The following is a 15,892-nucleotide window of genomic DNA, read 5'->3' as shown; positions in this document are numbered from 1 at the left end:
GCTAGCCCGTGTTGTTTCTTTATTTTTAAATTGGTTCCAAAAACCCCCCCCCCCCCCCGGGGGGGGGGGGGGGGGGGGCCCCCGCGCCCCCCCCGCCTCCAGGCCGTCTCCCGGTTGCGTCCTCGACAGGCGACGTCCTTGATGGGCGACGTCCTTGATAGGCTCAGGGTCGCTCTGCGGGGCGGCACCGTCCGCGGTGCGTCCCGTGCACCCAGCCAGGACCCCGAGGTACGCATGCAGACAGACGGACACCCCCTGCCGGGCGTCTCGTACGTGATGCCCGTCCTCAACGAGGTGACCGAGGTCCGTGCGGCTGTCCAGAGCCTGCTCGACCAGGACTACGCCGGTCCGTTCGAGGTCATCCTCGCGCTCGGCCCGTCGATCGACGGCACGAACGAACTCGTCGCCGAGATGAGCGCCGCAGACTCCCGCATCCGGGCGATCGACAACCCGGTCGGGTCGACCCCGGCCGGCCTGAACGTGGCCATCCGGGCCTCGGTGCACCCGATAGTCGTCCGCGTCGACGCGCACTCGGTGCTGCCGCAGGACTACACGCGGATCGCGGTGCGCGTGCTGCAGGAGTCCGGGGCGGACAACGTGGGCGGCATCATGCACGCCGAGGGCCGGACACCGTTCGAACGAGCCGTCGCGCTCGCCTACGGCAGCCGCGTCGGTCTCGGTGGTACCCCGCACCACGTCGGTGGCGAGGCCGGACCGGCCGAGACCGCCTACCTCGGGGTGTTCCGCCGCGACCGCCTGTTCGAGGTCGGCCTCTTCGACGAGGGGATCAAGCGCGGCCAGGACTGGGAGCTCAACAAGCGGCTCCGGCAGACCGGCGGCACGGTGTGGTTCACGCCGGAGCTCGTCGTCACCTACCGTCCGCGGCCGAGCCTCAAGCGACTCGTGCGGCAGTTCGTCGCGACGGGGCTGTGGCGCGGAGAACTCGCCCGCCGGTTCCCCGCGAACAACGGCCTGCGCTACTTCGTCCCGCCGGCGATGGTCGCCGCGATGGCGCTCGGCATGGTCGCCGGCATCGTCGGCGTCATCGGCGCAGCACTCGGCTCCGGGGCGGCGTGGGCGCTGCTCGGGTTCGTCGTGCCTGCGGTCTACATCCTCTTCGTCGTCCTGGGGGCCGTCGCGGTCGCCCGGCGGTCGGGGCTGCCGACGCTGCTCTGGCTCCTCGTGGTGCTGCCCTGCATCCACGTGGGCTGGGGCCTCGGCTTCATCATCGGCTTCCTCACCCGGACGTCCGAGTTGACCACGCACACGGGACGGTGACCTGACCTCTTGACCGATGACACGACCGGCCGCGGGAACACCCGCCCCACCTCGATCGCCGAGCTCCGTGCCGTCGCCCAGCCGGACGAGGTCCGTTCGCGGGCGAACGCCGAGCACTGGACGGCGTCGCTGTACCTGCGGGACGTCTCGCCGTACCTGACCTGGTTCCTCCTGAAGACGCGGATCAGCGCGAACCAGGTCACCGGCTTGATGATCCTCGTCGGGTGGAGCATCGCCGCTGCACTGCTCATCCCGGGCATCTGGGGTGCGGTGCTCGCGCTCGTCCTCGGGCAGCTGCAGATGCTCGTCGACTGCAGCGACGGCGAGGTCGCCCGGTGGCGGGGGACCCGGTCGCCCGCCGGCGTGTTCCTCGACAAGGTCGGGCACTACACGACCGAGGGACTGATCCCGATCGCACTCGGCGTCCGTGCCGCCACGTGGCCGATCCACGGCGCCGACTGGATGTGGACGACGATCGGCTGCGCCCTGGGGCTCGTCATCGTGCTGAACAAGGCGCTGAACGACATGGTGCACGTCGCTCGTGCGAACGCCGGTCTCGACAAGCTCGTCGACCGTCGTGACGCCGGCACCGTCCCGTCCGGGCGACGGCTCGCCACCCTGCGCCGTGCCGCCCGGTTCCTGCCGTTCCACCGGCTGTACCACTCGGTCGAACTGAGCATCCTGGCCTTCGTCTTCGCCCTGGTGGCACTCGTGATCGGGCACCCGCTGGCCGACCGCATCCTGGTGGGTGCGCTCCTGCCGCTCGCGGTGATCGCCACGTTCGGGCACTTCCTGGCGATCATCTCGTCGAAGCGGGTCCGCGCGTGACGCCCGGGACCGTCCGACGCCACGCGGTCCCGCACCGCGACCGGCCCCGCGTGGCCGTCGTGAGCCTGTCACAGGGCACCCGTCCGGACGACCTGCGCCGCGGACTCGAGAGCGTGCTCGCACAGCAGGACGTCGAACTCGACGTCGTGTGCGTCGGCAACGGCTGGGAGCCCGAGGGCCTGCCCGACGGCGTCCGCGCGCTGGCGCTGCCCGAGAACGTCGGGATCCCGGCCGGACGCAACGCGGGGGTCGAGGTGGTCGACGGCGACTACGTGTTCTTCCTCGACGATGACGCATCCGTGCCGTCCGAGACGTTCCTGCGGGACGCGATCGGGCTCTTCGAACGGGACCCCTCGCTCGGACTCGTGCAACCGCGGGTGGTCGACCCGACCGGAGCCGCGAACCCCACCCGCTGGATCCCCCGGATCCGCAAGGGGGAACCGGACCACTCGTCGCCCGTGTTCTCGGTGTGGGAGGGCGCGGTCGTGCTGCCCATGGACGTCTACCGCGCCACCGGCGGTTGGGGAGCCGAGTACTTCTACGCGCACGAGGGCATCGAGCTCGCCTGGCGCGTGTGGGACGCCGGACGACGGACCTGGTACGCCGGGGACCTCGTCGCGCACCACCCCGCGATCGATCCGGCCCGCCACACCGAGTACTACCGACTGAACGCCCGGAACCGCGTCTGGCTCGCCCGTCGCAACCTGCCTGCCGTGCTCCGTCCGCTGTACGTCGGGTCGTGGGCGGCGATCCAGGTCGCGCGCTGGTGGCGGCACCCGCGTCGCCTGGCGACCTGGTTCGGTGGCATCCGCGAGGGCTGGACCTCGGACTGCGGCCCCGTGCACGTGATGGGGTGGCTGACCATCGGTCGCATGACGGTCGCCGGCCGGCCCCCCGTCGTCTGACTCGACGACCACGAACCGTCCGCCGACACCGGGAGAGGGACCATGCCGATCATCCACGACGTGCGCACCGCCGTGCGACTGGCCGAGCGACTGCTGAAGTCGCGTCGGAGCCGTCGTGAACTCGCGCGCCGGCTGCCCGCCGCGCCGGCACCCGCTCCGGGCACGATCGAGATCGCGGTGTACTTCGCCGACGGTCCGGTGAACATGTACCAGGTCCGCCAGTGGTACGCCCCGCTCGCGGAGCTCGCGGCCACCCACCCGGTGGCGATCGTCTCGCGCAGCCCCGGCACCATGCTCACGCTGCTCGACGAGTCCCCGGTGCCGGCGGTCTACGCGCGACAGGTCGTCGACCTCGAGCGGTTCGTCGACGAGCAGGCGCCCAAGATCGTCCTGTACGTCAACCAGAACGCCCGCAACTTCCAGATGATGCGGTACGGGCGGATGTGGCACGTCTTCGTCAACCACGGCGAGAGCGACAAGATGTACATGACGACGAACCAGTTCAAGGCGTACGACTACGCCCTGATCGCCGGCGACGCCGCTCGTGACCGGCTCGCCGATGCGCTGTGGGACTACGACCTCGACGCGCGCGCCATGGCGGTCGGTCGCCCCCAGGCCGACCACTTCGCCGGTGCGGCGCCGTACCCGGACGACGACCGCACCGTCGTGCTCTACGCGCCGACCTGGGAGGGTGACCGGGCTGCGGCCGCCTACGGCTCGATCGCGACGCACGGCACCACGATCGCCGATCGGGTCCTGGCGTCTCCCGCGCACCGCCTGGTCTACCGGCCGCACCCGCGCAGCGGTGTCCGTGACGCTGCCTACAAGGCCGCCCACGAGCGCATCGTCGCGGCGATCACGAGCGCGAACGCGGCTGACCCGAACGCGCACCACGTGTACGACGACGGCGCCGAGCTCGGCTGGCAGCTCGCCGGTGCGGACGTCGCCATCACCGACATCAGCGCGATGATCTACGACCGCCTGGCCGTCGGGAAGCCGCTCATCGTGACCAGGCCGGAGGCTCCGGAAGCGGACGTCGACGAGCGCGGCTACCTCGGCGACGCGAACTGGCTGTCGGCAGCGGACGCGTCCGACGTGGTCGCCCGGGTCGATGCCGCGGCGAACGACGCCGCCGAACTCGCGAAGTTGCAGCACTGGGTGCAGCGGTACTTCGGCGACACGACGCCGGGCGCCGCGACGGCGCGGTTCCACAGCGCGATCGAACGGCTGCTCGACCGCTGGCGTTCGGTCGCGGCGACCCGCGGCGAGGGCTGACCGGACGGACGCCGGTCCTGCGTCGTCAGGCAGCACGGCCGTCGCCCACGAGGGACATCCGCCAGAGGTACTCGGACCGGTCCGGGCGGCGCCACCGGACGACGACCACGCCGGTGTCCTCGGCGTCGGCACCGAACACCGCGATCGAGAGTGCGCGGCCGGGCTCGAGTCGGCGGACGGCGAGCGGTGGGCAGTACCCGTTGCCCAGATGGGTGAGGGTGAGACCGTCGACGGGTTCGTCGCCGGTGTTCACCAGGTCGTAGCGACGTGGCGCGAGGGAACGGTCGATCGTGAACGGGACGGCGTAGGCCGTCGGTGTCGGGTGGTGCATGCCGTCACGGTAGGGGGAGGGTCCGACGTTCGGGGTGGCGTTCCGACGCGGGAGCCGGCGGCTGTGGAGCGGGGGTTCGAGGGCCGGGTTGTTGAGGGGGAGGCGGGCTCAGACGCCGTAGTCGGCGGAGTACCGCGCGAGGGCTTCCTCGATCGTGCCGTCGAGCTGCAGGTGCCCCTTGTCGAGGTAGAGCCCGCGGTCGCAGAACCGTCGGAGGTCCTTGTCGCTGTGCGAGACGAAGAAGAGGGTCCGACCGCCGGCGAGCAGTTCCTCGATGCGCTTGTAGCACTTCTCGCGGAACGCCTTGTCACCGACGGCGAGGACCTCGTCCACCAGGATGACCGGTTCGTCGAGGCGGGAGATGACCGCGAACGCGATCCGCACCTTCATCCCGCTCGACAGGTGCTTGTAAGGGGTGTCGACGAAGTCGCCGATCTCGGCGAAGTCGATGATCTCGTCGAAGGCGTCCCGGATCTCGGCGCGTGACATGCCGTGCAGCCCCGCCGTGAGGAACACGTTGTCGCGGACCGAGAGATCGCCGACGAAGCCGCCGGTGATCTCGATGAGCGGTGCGACGCCGGCTCCGACGTGCACGCGGCCCTCGTCGGGGAGCATGACCTGCGCCACGAGCTTGAGCAGCGTCGACTTGCCCTGACCGTTCCGCCCGACGACACCGATCGCCTCACCCGGACGGACGTCGAAGGTCACGCCCCGCAGCGCCCAGAACTCGTCGGCCCGCTTCCGCCGGTTGCTCCCGGCGAAGAGGTCCTTGAAGCTGCGGCTCGCACGACGGTTGCGCTTGAACCGGATCCCGGCGTCGCGGACGGAGATCACGGGTGCGACGGTCGTGTTCCGCCCGGTCTGCTCGGTGGCGGTCATCACAGCTCCTTCAGGACACGGTGCTCGCTGCGCCGGAAGACGACGATCCCGATCCCGATGACCACCACGGTGACGACGACCGACACCGCGACCTCGAACCAGTCCAGCTGGGACGGGAAGAACGCCGAGCGGTAGATGCCGAAGATGCCGCTCAACGGGTTGAAGGCCGCCAGGTCGTGCAGCCGGTCCGGCAGGGCCTTCGTGCTGTAGATGATCGGCGACGCGTAGAACAGGAAGCGGAGCACGAGCTTCACGGCCCGCTCGAGGTCGCGGAAGAAGACGACGAGTGGCGCGACGATCAGCCCGAGTCCGTACACGAGCCCGCACTGCAGCACGATCGCGAGGGGGTACAGCGCGAGTTCCCAGTGCACCTGGGCCCCGGTCGCGATGGCGAACACGGCGAGCACCGGCAGGCTCAACAGGAACTCGATGCCCTTCGACGCGTTCACCCGTGCGACCCAGATGCTGCGCGGGATCGTCGTCGACCGGATGAGCTTGGTCTCCTTGATGAACGCACGCGTTGAGTCCGAGACGGCCCCCGTGAACCACATCCACGGCAGCAGCGCCGAGAGCAGGAACACGATGTAGGGCTCTTCGCCGACCTTGCCGCGGTGGAACACCTGCGTGAAGACGAACCAGTAGATCGCCGACATCACGAGCGGGTCGAGGATCGACCAGAAGTAGCCCAACGCCGACGTCGAGTACCGGACGCGGAGGTCCCGGACGGTCAGCAGCCAGAGGGCATGACTATAGCGCCGACCGGCGCCCCGGGAGGCCGCGGGTGCGGCAGCCGCGGGCGCGGTCGGCGCACTCGCTGTGGTCACGGTTTCCCTTCGGGCGGAACCGCCGAGGGGGTCCTGACGGTGGTTCAGGCGAACAGGTTGTTCGCGCGCTCGAGGTCCTCGGCGAAGTCGATCTCGACGGCGTACATGTCGGAGATGTCGATCGGGCTCCAGAGTAGCCCGTCCTCGGCGATGGCAGCCTCGATGCCGCCCTCGAAGTACTCCTGGTCGTCGACACGGCCGAGCTGACGGATGAGCGCCTGCTTGTCGGCGGAGGAGACGTAGTTGATGCCGACCGCCTCACCGAGACCGCCCACGACCTGCTTCGACAGCTTGTGGATGAAGCCCTCGGCGTCGACCGTGTACTTGACCTCTTCGTCCGAGACCTTGTCGGTGTTGACGCTGACGAACGAGCGGTCCTCGTCGATCATGTCCGCAGCACGCACGAGCGCACGCGGGTCGAACACGACGTCACCGTTCATCCAGAGGACACCGCCCTTGCCCGTGGCCTTGAGCGCACGGAGGAGGCTCTTCGAGGTGTTCGTCGAGTCGTAGGACTCGTTGTAGACGAAGTTCGCCTCGGGGAACGCCTCGACGATGTACTCCGACTTGTAGCCGACGACGATCGTCACGCGTGCGCTCGAACCGAACGCTGCGCGGATGTTGTCGAACTGCTGCTGCATGATGGTGCGGCCGTCGCTGAGTTCGGTGAGCGGCTTCGGCAGGCTGCGCCCGAGGCGGCTGCCCATCCCCGCTGCGAGGATCACGATCTGCGTGGTCATGCTGGTCCCTTCTGGTGTCCGCCCGCGCGCCCTGGGGCACGGGCGGGCCTGGTCGAGTCTGCTCGCGGAAGGTCCGAGTTGGCCGTGAAGCACGCCGTCTCTGCGGTCATTCGCAGGGAACGGGCAACACGGAAGGCCCGAACTGAGCAGGTTTCCAAGTGGTGAACACTTCGTCGTGCCCCGGTGAATGATACGGAACGTCCCTCCCTCGGGGTACGGCTGCGAGCGCTTCGTGCTCAATTCGTGACACTGCGTCCCGCGGTTCCCCGCTGTCCGGAGAGCGTTGGTACGGTGGGGCCGTGGCAGCTGGAGCAACGGATGACGACGACGTGTACAGCACGTCGGACGCTGCCTGGCTGACCGAGGCCGACGACGCCGAGCGCGACGACGCCGAGCAGGACGACATGGGGGACGGGGATGCGCGCGACGCCTCCGCTGAGGACGCGATGACCGACGACACGACGGTCACCGACACGGACACGACGGACACGGACACGACGGTCACCGACCCGAGGGAACCGGGGTCGGACGAGACCGGCGCGACGACGGCGACCCCGACGACCGCGACGACCACCGGTCGCCGACCCGGCAAGCCGCGCGGCGGCAAGGGACGCGCCACGCGCCCGACGCAGGCCGCGGGAACGACCGGCACCGTGCCTCCCGGCCAGGAGACGCGGGACGCGACGGACGCGACAGGCGGCGCCACCGACACCGCGACGGACGGCACCACCGACGCCCCTGCCACGGTCGCCGACGAGCCCGCCCCCAAGTCGAAGAAGCGTCCTGCCTCCACGAAGCGCCCCGCCGCCGGCCCGAAGCAGCCCACGCAGCCCGTGGTGCTGCGTGCCAGCGGCCTGGTGAAGCGCTACGGCCAGACCCTCGCCGTCGACGAGGTCGACCTCGAGATCCGCCAGGGCTCGATCTTCGGCGTCGTCGGTCCGAACGGCGCCGGCAAGACCACCACCCTGTCGATCGTGACCGGTCTGCTCCGCCCCGACGCGGGGAACGTGACCGTGCTCGACCACGACGTCTGGGCCGACCCGACCGCCGCCAAGCGCGACCTCGGCGTCCTGCCCGACCGGCTGCGACTGTTCGACCGGCTCACCGGCGCGCAGCTCCTCTACTACTCGGCGACCCTCCGCGGGCTCGACGGCACGACGGCCCGGAAGCGCAGCGCGGACCTCGCCGAGGCGTTCGGCCTGGGCGAGGCGCTCGGTCGTCAGGTCGCGGACTACTCCGTGGGCATGGCGAAGAAGATCGCCCTCGCGGCGACGCTCATCCACTCGCCCCGGGTGCTCGTGCTCGACGAACCGTTCGAGTCGGTCGACCCGGTGAGCGCGGCCACCATCACCGAGATCCTCCGCCGGTACACCCGCGGGGGTGGCACGGTTGTGCTCTCCAGCCACTCGATGGAGCTCGTGCAGCGCACCTGTGACTCCGTCGCCATCATCGTCGGCGGTCGGGTCCTGGCCTCCGGCACGATGGCGCAGGTCCGCGGGCGCAAGAGCCTCGAGGACAAGTTCGTCGAACTCGCGGGCGGCCGCGTCGTGGCAGAGAGCATGGAATGGTTGCACAGCTTCTCCGGCTGAGGGCCGACCTGCTCGCGGGGGAGGTCCGCGGCAGCGCCCGCCGGTCCGTCCTCGTCGTGCTCGGCAGCCTCGCCGGTCTCCTCGCCGCGGTGTTCGTCGCGGTCGAGGTCGTCGGACTCCGTGACGCCTCGCCCGAGGTGGCACGCGCCGTCATCGTCCCCGTCGGCACCCTCGTCGCCTTCGCGTTCACCGTCGTGCCGCTCGTCGTCGGCCGGAGCGACCAGTTCGACCCGCGCCGGTTCACGGTGTTCGGGATCGGCCGTCGCGACCTGGCCGTCGGCCTCGGCGTCGCCGGTCTCGTGGGTGTCCCCGTCGTCGCCGTGGCGATCGTCGCCGTCGCGCAGTCCGTCGCGTGGATGCGCGGTGCCGGTGCCGGGGTGCTCGGCGTCGTCGGTGGCCTGCTCGCGATCGCGACCTGCGCACTGCTCGTCCGGGTCGGCTGCGCGGTCGGTGCCGCGCTCATCGGTCCGCACCGTTCGCGGGACGCCGGGTGGCTCGTGGCGCTGCTCATCGTGGTGCTCGGGATCCCCACCCTGTCGCTGTTGCTCCGTGTCGACTGGCTCGACCCGGCCGGTGCCGAGATGCAGCGCATCGCCGACGTCGCCGGCTGGACCCCGTGGGGTGCGGCCTGGGCGGTCCCGGCGGACGTCGCGAACGGTCTGGTCGGCGAGGGCATCGTCAAACTCCTGATCGCCGTCGTCGTCGTGGCCCTGCTCGGATGGGCGTGGTGGGCCGTCGTCGGGCGTGCGCTCGAGACCGTGGACGGTCGCGCCACGGCCCGGCGGTACCGCGGGCTCGGCTGGTTCGACCGGCTCGGTTCGACCCCCGTCGGCGCGGTCGCCGCTCGGGCGCTCACCTACTGGGTGCGCGATCCCCGGTACCGCGCGTCGTACCTCATCATCGTGTTCGTCCCGGTCGTCGTGATCCCGCTCGGGGTCGCCGGCGTCCCGTGGCACTGGACCGCGCTCGTGCCGCTGCCGCTGATGGCGCTGATCGCCGGCTTCCTGCCGCACAACGACGTCTCGTACGACAACACTGCCGTGTGGCTGCACGTCGCCTCGGGAGCGCCGGGCTGGAGCGACCGTCTCGGTCGGCTCGTCCCCGTGCTCGCGGTCGGCATCCCCGCGATCGTCCTCGGGTCGTGGCTGTCCGCGTGGCTGTTCGGCGACTGGACCGCGTTCCCGGTGCTCATCGGGGTGAGTGCGAGCGCGCTGCTGTCCGGCCTCGGACTGTCCAGCGTCGTGTCGGTACTGCTGCCCTACCCGACCGTGCGTCCCGGCGACCACCCCTTCCAGCAGCCGCAGGCCGCGGGTGCGGTCGCCTCGGTGGCGCAGTCCTCGATGGTGGTCGGGATCGTCGTGTGCTCGGTGCCGGCGGCGTGGACCGCCGTGCTCGCCTTCGCGGACGGTCCGTCACCGTGGAGCGTCCTGACGCTCGTGATCGGCGTCGTGGTCGGCGTGGTCGTGCTCGCCGCCGGTGTCGTCGCGGGCGGCCGGCTCTTCGACCGTCACGGGCCGGACCTGCTGGCCGCCGCGCAGCGCAACTGAACCTGATCGCGTCCGACGCGACCACACGACGGACTGGAGGCGCGTGGCGGCCCCGCACCGCGCCTCCAGTCCGTCATCCGGTCGCGATCGCGAGCCGCACTCGCCACCGCACCGTCGCGGCGCGCGGCGCACCGTCGTACCCTTGGTGCATGAGCATGACGGAACCCGGTGGCGGCCTCGACGTGATGGACCGTGAGCTCGAGAAGCTCCTCGAAGAGGAAGCGATCGAACCCGGCGACCACGAGCGGTTCTCGCACTACGTCAAGAAGGACAAGATCCTGCAGTCCGCCCTCAGCGGCAAGCCCGTGAAGGCGCTGTGCGGCAAGAAGTGGATCCCCGGCCGCGACCCCGAGAAGTTCCCGGTGTGCCCGGACTGCAAGGCGATCTACGAGAAGATGAAGGCCGAGTAGCCCCGGCTCAGATCACCAGCGTCGGGATCGCCGGGTCGCCGCGACCGATGCGCGCGGCGTCCGCCGGCAGTTCGGCCTTGGCGAGCTTGTGGTGCGCACGTGCCGCTTCGACGCCGTGGACGCCCAGGAACTCCTGGTGGACCTCACCGTTCGTCACCACGGGGACGAGCAGCGGGCGCTCGTCGGGTCCGACCTTCCCGGTGGTGAGGACCACCTCGGCCGTGGCGATGCCGTTGCGGAGCCGTCGCCCGGCCTCCTTCCGGCCGCCGAGCGACGCCTTGTCGGCCGACTTCTTCGCGACCGGCACCCAGTCGCCGCCGTCCTCCTTGTGGGCGACGAGCTTGAAGACCATGCCCGCGGCCGGGTGCCCCGAACCGGACACGACACTCGTCCCGACCCCGTACGAGTCGACCGGCGCCGCCCGCAGCGCGGCGATCGTGTACTCGTCGAGGTCGTTCGTCACGGTGATCTTCGTGTCCGTGGCGCCGAGCCGGTCGAGCTGCGCACGGACCGACGCGACGACCGACGGCAGGTCACCGCTGTCGATGCGGACGGCACCCAGCTTGCCCTCGGTCAGCCGGACCGCGGTGTCGACCGCCGCCTCGATGTCGTACGTGTCGACGAGCAGGGTCGTCCCCGTGCCGAGGGCGTCGAGCTGCGAGCGGAACGCCGCTTCTTCGGAGTCGTGCAGGAGCGTGAAGGCGTGCGCCGCGGTACCCATCGTCGGGATGCCCCAGGTGCGCCCGGCCTCGAGGTTGCTCGTCGCACCGAACCCGGCGATGTACGCGGCGCGGGCGGCGGCGACGGCGTTCCACTCCCCGGTGCGCCGTGAACCCATCTCGGCGAGCGGACGCTTGTCGGCGGCGGACACCATGCGTGCCGCGGCGGAGGCGATCGCGGAGTCGGCGTTGAAGATGCTCAGCGCGAGCGTCTCGAGCACGACGGCCTCGGCGAAGGTGCCCTCGACCTGGAGCACGGGGGAGTTCGGGAAGAAGACCTCGCCTTCGCGGTAGGCGCGAACGTCACCGGTGAAGCGGTAGTCGGCGAGGTAGTCGGCCGTGCCGGCGTCGATGACGTCGCGGTCGCGGAGGAAGCCGATCTCCTCGTCGCCGAACCGGAAGTCGGTCAGGGCCGTGAGGAACCGGCCGAGGCCCGCGACCACGCCGTAGCGCCGACCGTCGGGGAGCCTGCGGGCGAAGACTTCGAACACGCAGCGGCGGTCGGCCGTGCCGTCCTTGAGGGCCGCATCGACCATGGTGAGTTCGTACTGGTCCGTCAGGAGCGCGCTGGTCACCCCTCCGACACTACTGTCGCGGCCTCCGGGAGGCGCGGATTGCGTCGACGGGCGGCGCGAGCGGTTGCGGCGAGCGGGCGGGATGCGTCCCGCTCGCGCGCTGAGGGTGACGTTCTTCGCCCGTTCGCGCCGGGTGGGCGGTGGCGACCTCTTGGAGGCGCGGGCCGGCCCCGGGAGGCGGGGCGCGCCTCCAGGCAGTTACGCCCACGGCGTCCGCGCGAGCGGGCGGAAAACGTCCGGCCCGCGCGCTGAGGATGACGTCCTTCGCCCGCTCGCGTGGGCGGGCGGTGGGGAGTCACGCGAGCGGGTGGAACACGTCCGGCTCGCGCGCTGACCGGGACGCATTTCACCCGCTCGCGGAGGTGGGCGGCGGCGACCACCTGGAGGCGCGGGCTGGCCCCGGGAGTCGGGTCGCGCCTCCAGGTAGTTGCGCCCACGGCGTCCGCGCGAGCGGGCGGAATGCGTCCGGCTCGCGCGCTGAGGGTGACGTTCTTCGCCCGCTCGCGTGGGCGGGCGGTGGGGAGTCACGCGAGCGGGCGGAATGCGTCCCGTTCGCGCGCTGACCGGGACGCATTTCGTCCGCTCGCGCGGCTGCGGGGCGGCTGGTTGCGCGAGCGGGCGGAATACGGTTCGGTCGCGCGCCGGACGGGACGCATTTCACCCGCTCGCGGGAGCGGAGCGGTCGCGGAAGCGGAGCGGGAGCGGAGCGGTCGCGGAAGCGGAGCGGTCGCGGGAGCGGAGCGGGGTGGGCGCAGGCGCGGCGCGGGAGCGCAGGGCGAGCGCGTGGGCAGCGGGCGTCGGTACGCTGTCACCGTGACGGATGCACCGATCGGAGTCTTCGACAGCGGGGTCGGCGGGCTCACGGTGGCCCGCGCGATCATCGACCAGCTGCCGCGCGAGAGCATCCGGTACGTCGGTGACACCCTGCACTCGCCGTACGGTCCGAAGCCGATCGCCGACGTCCGCCGGTACGCGCTCGAGGTGATGGACGACCTCGTCGACCAGGGCGTGAAGGCCCTCGTGATCGCGTGCAACACGGCCTCGTCCGCGGTGCTCCGGGACGCCCGCGAGCGGTACGAGCAGGCGTACGGCATCCCCGTGGTCGAGGTCATCCAGCCCGCGGCCCGCGCCGCCGTGAAGCAGACCCGCACCGGGCGCATCGGGGTGATCGGCACCGTCGGCACCATCGCCTCGCGGTCGTACGAGGACGCCTTCGCGGTCGCGTCGGACGTCAGCCTCACCCTCGCTGCGTGCCCCCGGTTCGTGGAGTTCGTCGAGACGGGTGACACCTCCTCGCCGGCCCTCCGCACCGTCGCGGAGCAGTACCTCGCGCCGATCCGCCAGGCCGACGTCGACACGCTCGTGCTCGGTTGCACCCACTACCCGCTCATGTCCGCCGCGATCCAGTACGTGATGGGGCCGGACGTGACGCTCGTCTCCAGCGCCGAGGAGACCGCCAACGACGTGTACCGGCGACTCGTCGAGCACGGGCTCGAACGCACCGCCCCGGAGCCGCCGACGTACTCGTTCGAGGCGACCGGCGACGACAAGAACGGCTTCATCCGACTCGCCCGACGCTTCCTCGGCCCCGAGGTCTCCAGCGTCGGCCACCTCCAGACCGGGGCCATCACGCTGCCCCGCATCGAAAGGACCCCATGAGCGACACGCTCCGCATCGACGGCCGCACCGCGACCGACCACCGTCCCGTCACGATCGAGCGGGGGTGGAGCACGCAGGCCGAGGGCAGCGCGCTCATCTCGTTCGGCAACACCAAGGTGCTCTGCACCGCGTCGTTCACGAACGGCGTGCCGCGCTGGCTCGCCGGCAAGGGGACCGGCTGGGTCACCGCCGAGTACTCGATGCTGCCCCGCTCCACGAACGAGCGCATGCAGCGCGAGTCGATCAAGGGCAAGGTCGGCGGCCGCACGCACGAGATCTCCCGCCTGATCGGCCGGTCGCTCCGGGCGGTCATCGACACGAAGGGCCTCGGCGAGAACACCCTCGTCATCGACTGCGACGTCCTGCAGGCAGACGGCGGCACCCGCACGGCGTCGATCACCGGTGCCTACGTGGCGATGGTCGACGCGATCGAGTGGGGTCGCGAGAAGGGCTTCATCGGCAAGAAGGCCACGCCGCTCACCGACAGCGTGCAGGCGATCTCGGTCGGCATCGTCAAGGGCGAGCCGATGCTCGACCTGGCCTACACCGAGGACTCGGCGGCGGACACGGACATGAACATCGTCACGACCGGGTCGGGCAAGTTCATCGAGGTGCAGGGGACCGCCGAGCACGCGCCGTTCGACCGCGACGAGCTGAACACGCTGCTCGACCTCGGTCTCGCCGGGAACCAGTCCCTCGCCGCCATCCAGCGCGAGGTGCTGGGGCTGTGACCGGCACCGTCGTCCTCGCGACGCACAACCAGGGCAAGGTCGTCGAGCTCCGCGAGATCCTCGGCGAGGCACTGGGCGGTGTCGAACTCGTCGGCTACGACGGCCCGGAGCCGGTCGAGGACGGCGACACCTACGCCGCGAACGCCCTCATCAAGGCGCGCGCCGCGGTCGCGCACACCGGGCTGCCGGCGCTCGCCGACGACTCCGGGATCGCGGTGGACGCCCTCGGCGGCGCGCCCGGCATCCACTCGGCCCGGTACGCCGGCACCCGTGCGGACGCGGACAACATCGCGCTGCTGCTGCAGAACCTCGAAGGCGTGCTCGAGCGCACGGCCGCGTTCGTCTGCGCGGCGGCGTTCGTGACGCCCGAGGGAGAGGAACACGTCGTCGAGGCCGTCTGGAACGGCGAGGTCCTCACGGAGCCGACCGGCACCGGCGGACACGGCTACGACCCGGTGTTCAAGGCGGACGACGCCGACCGGTCCTCGGCGGAGCTCACGCGCGAGGAGAAGAACCAGCTGAGCCACCGCAGCAAGGCCTTCCGGGGCATCGCGCCGATCGTGCGGGAGCACTTCGGCGTCTGACCGCGGTGCTGGCGCCGTCTCGCCGGCTCGCCGAGCGGGCGGGACACGCCGTGCGCGCCGCAGCGAGCGGGCGGAACACGCCGTCGGAGCGCGCCGAGCGTGACGTGTTCCGCCCGCTCGGCGGTGGGCAGGCGGACGGGCGTCGGGCAGACCGGCGGGACGACAGACGGACGGGAGGCGCGGTGCCAGCTGGCACCGCGCCTCCCGTCCGTCTGGTGGTGCCCCTCAGTGCTGCGGTTCGGTCCCGGCTTCGGCTTCCGCCGTGCGCTTGGCCTTGCGGGCGTTCCGGAGGTAGGTCAGCGCCATCGGCACGACCGTGACGACGACGGCGGCGAGCAGGATGACGTCGATGTACTCGCGGACGATGTGCGCCACGAACGGGATGTGCCCGATGAAGTACCCGAGGAACGTCACACCGACGCCCCAGATCACGGCGCCGACGGCGTTGTAGAGCGAGTACTTCTTGTAGTTCATGCGACCGACACCCGCGGCGATCGGCAGGAAGGTGCGCACCACCGGGACGAACCGGGCGAGGATGACCGCGAGGGGACCGAACCGGTGGAAGAAGGCGTTGGTCCGGTCGACGTTCGCCTTGGAGAACAGTCCGCTCTCCTTGCGTTCGAAGATCGCGGGGCCGGCCTTCTTCCCGATGTAGTACCCGAGCTCGCCGCCGAGGAACGCGGCTGAGCCGATCATGAGTGCCGCGACCCAGATCGGGATGCCGCCGATCTCGCCGCCGCGGTCGAACGCGAACAGGCCCGTGATCACCAGCAGGCTGTCGCCCGGGAAGATGAAGCCGACGAGCAGACCGGTCTCGGCGAAGACGATCGCGCAGACGACGAGCACGGCGACGGCCCCGAAGTGGTCGAGGATGTACTGCGGATCCAGCCATGGGATCAGGGCGAGTGCGACGGAGTGCATGTCTCTTCCGGTCGTGCAGATGCGGTGACGGGAGGGTCACCCGCACGACGAGGGTACCGTCCGCGGGTGACGGCGACGTCCCTCGGTGGTATGAGAT

General features: G+C 71.0%; 16 protein-coding genes. 10 read left to right on the top strand and 6 right to left on the bottom strand.

The window, feature by feature from the left end; translation table 11 throughout:
* Nucleotides 1-234 precede the first annotated feature (234 nt).
* The 4 genes from ABIC61_RS18100 to ABIC61_RS18085 are packed head-to-tail and all read left to right on the top strand — an operon-like array spanning nucleotide 235 to nucleotide 4,286.
* Nucleotides 235-1,278, top strand: a complete 1,044-nt coding sequence (locus ABIC61_RS18100; RefSeq protein ID WP_354031025.1) for a glycosyltransferase family 2 protein — start codon at nucleotides 235-237, stop codon at nucleotides 1,276-1,278.
* Nucleotides 1,279-1,287: 9 nt separating this feature from the next.
* Complete coding sequence (locus ABIC61_RS18095; RefSeq protein ID WP_354031024.1) at nucleotides 1,288-2,106, top strand: CDP-alcohol phosphatidyltransferase family protein; 819 nt, start codon at nucleotides 1,288-1,290, stop codon at nucleotides 2,104-2,106.
* A complete protein-coding gene (locus ABIC61_RS18090) occupies nucleotides 2,103-3,011 on the top strand; it encodes a glycosyltransferase family 2 protein (protein WP_354031023.1) in 909 nt (302 codons plus the stop codon). The genes ABIC61_RS18095 and ABIC61_RS18090 overlap by 4 nt, the downstream gene beginning before the upstream one ends.
* Nucleotides 3,012-3,053: 42 nt before the next feature.
* Nucleotides 3,054-4,286, top strand: coding sequence for a CDP-glycerol glycerophosphotransferase family protein (locus tag ABIC61_RS18085; RefSeq protein WP_354031022.1), 1,233 nt, complete (start codon nucleotides 3,054-3,056; stop codon nucleotides 4,284-4,286).
* 25 nt (nucleotides 4,287-4,311) lie between these two features.
* Here the strand turns inward: ABIC61_RS18085 and ABIC61_RS18080 are convergent, their stop codons facing one another.
* The 4 genes from ABIC61_RS18080 to ABIC61_RS18065 all read right to left on the bottom strand — a co-directional run bounded on the left by ABIC61_RS18080 (nucleotide 4,312) and on the right by ABIC61_RS18065 (nucleotide 7,060).
* Nucleotides 4,312-4,617: a hypothetical protein gene (locus ABIC61_RS18080; RefSeq protein WP_144755167.1), complete on the bottom strand. Its 306-nt coding sequence runs from the start codon at nucleotides 4,615-4,617 to the stop codon at nucleotides 4,312-4,314.
* Between the two features lie 108 nt (nucleotides 4,618-4,725).
* The gene (locus ABIC61_RS18075; RefSeq protein WP_079238457.1) at nucleotides 4,726-5,496 is read right to left on the bottom strand and encodes an ABC transporter ATP-binding protein; all 771 of its coding nucleotides are present in this window, start codon (nucleotides 5,494-5,496) and stop codon (nucleotides 4,726-4,728) included.
* A complete protein-coding gene (locus tag ABIC61_RS18070) occupies nucleotides 5,496-6,320 on the bottom strand; it encodes an ABC transporter permease (protein WP_354031021.1) in 825 nt (274 codons plus the stop codon). Before ABIC61_RS18070 ends, ABIC61_RS18075 begins: the two co-directional genes overlap by 1 nt.
* A gap of 44 nt (nucleotides 6,321-6,364) precedes the next feature.
* Nucleotides 6,365-7,060, bottom strand: a complete 696-nt coding sequence (locus tag ABIC61_RS18065) for a phosphocholine cytidylyltransferase family protein (RefSeq protein ID WP_144755160.1) — start codon at nucleotides 7,058-7,060, stop codon at nucleotides 6,365-6,367.
* Between the two features lie 299 nt (nucleotides 7,061-7,359).
* Between ABIC61_RS18065 and ABIC61_RS18060 the strand changes: the two genes are divergently transcribed.
* The 3 genes from ABIC61_RS18060 to ABIC61_RS18050 all read left to right on the top strand — a co-directional run bounded on the left by ABIC61_RS18060 (nucleotide 7,360) and on the right by ABIC61_RS18050 (nucleotide 10,606).
* Nucleotides 7,360-8,649, top strand: coding sequence for an ABC transporter ATP-binding protein (locus ABIC61_RS18060; RefSeq protein WP_354031020.1), 1,290 nt, complete (start codon nucleotides 7,360-7,362; stop codon nucleotides 8,647-8,649).
* Nucleotides 8,625-10,196, top strand: coding sequence for an ABC transporter permease (locus ABIC61_RS18055; RefSeq protein ID WP_144755157.1), 1,572 nt, complete (start codon nucleotides 8,625-8,627; stop codon nucleotides 10,194-10,196). The genes ABIC61_RS18060 and ABIC61_RS18055 overlap by 25 nt, the downstream gene beginning before the upstream one ends.
* Nucleotides 10,197-10,345: 149 nt before the next feature.
* Nucleotides 10,346-10,606: a DUF3039 domain-containing protein gene (locus tag ABIC61_RS18050; RefSeq protein WP_092093667.1), complete on the top strand. Its 261-nt coding sequence runs from the start codon at nucleotides 10,346-10,348 to the stop codon at nucleotides 10,604-10,606.
* 7 nt (nucleotides 10,607-10,613) lie between these two features.
* Here the strand turns inward: ABIC61_RS18050 and ABIC61_RS18045 are convergent, their stop codons facing one another.
* Complete coding sequence (locus ABIC61_RS18045; RefSeq protein ID WP_354031019.1) at nucleotides 10,614-11,900, bottom strand: nicotinate phosphoribosyltransferase; 1,287 nt, start codon at nucleotides 11,898-11,900, stop codon at nucleotides 10,614-10,616.
* Between the two features lie 813 nt (nucleotides 11,901-12,713).
* Between ABIC61_RS18045 and murI the strand changes: the two genes are divergently transcribed.
* The 3 genes from murI to rdgB are packed head-to-tail and all read left to right on the top strand — an operon-like array spanning nucleotide 12,714 to nucleotide 14,874.
* Nucleotides 12,714-13,559 (top strand): glutamate racemase, encoded by an 846-nt coding sequence (gene murI / locus ABIC61_RS18040; RefSeq protein ID WP_354031018.1) that lies wholly within the window; start codon nucleotides 12,714-12,716, stop codon nucleotides 13,557-13,559.
* Nucleotides 13,556-14,290 (top strand): ribonuclease PH, encoded by a 735-nt coding sequence (gene rph / locus ABIC61_RS18035; RefSeq protein ID WP_144755148.1) that lies wholly within the window; start codon nucleotides 13,556-13,558, stop codon nucleotides 14,288-14,290. The genes murI and rph overlap by 4 nt, the downstream gene beginning before the upstream one ends.
* Nucleotides 14,287-14,874 carry an RdgB/HAM1 family non-canonical purine NTP pyrophosphatase gene (rdgB, locus tag ABIC61_RS18030; RefSeq protein WP_354031017.1) on the top strand — a complete coding sequence of 196 codons (588 nt, stop codon included), beginning with the start codon at nucleotides 14,287-14,289 and terminating at the stop codon, nucleotides 14,872-14,874. Before rph ends, rdgB begins: the two co-directional genes overlap by 4 nt.
* A gap of 225 nt (nucleotides 14,875-15,099) precedes the next feature.
* Here the strand turns inward: rdgB and ABIC61_RS18025 are convergent, their stop codons facing one another.
* Nucleotides 15,100-15,795 carry a DedA family protein gene (locus tag ABIC61_RS18025; protein ID WP_354031016.1) on the bottom strand — a complete coding sequence of 232 codons (696 nt, stop codon included), beginning with the start codon at nucleotides 15,793-15,795 and terminating at the stop codon, nucleotides 15,100-15,102.
* Nucleotides 15,796-15,892: the final 97 nt, after the last annotated feature.

The sequence above is a fragment of the Curtobacterium sp. 1544 genome (assembly GCF_040544915.1).
Classification (GTDB): Bacteria; Actinomycetota; Actinomycetes; order Actinomycetales; family Microbacteriaceae; genus Curtobacterium; species Curtobacterium pusillum_C.
The sequence above is the reverse complement of the archived record's forward strand: the minus strand, read 5'-3'. Positions and strand labels throughout refer to the sequence as shown.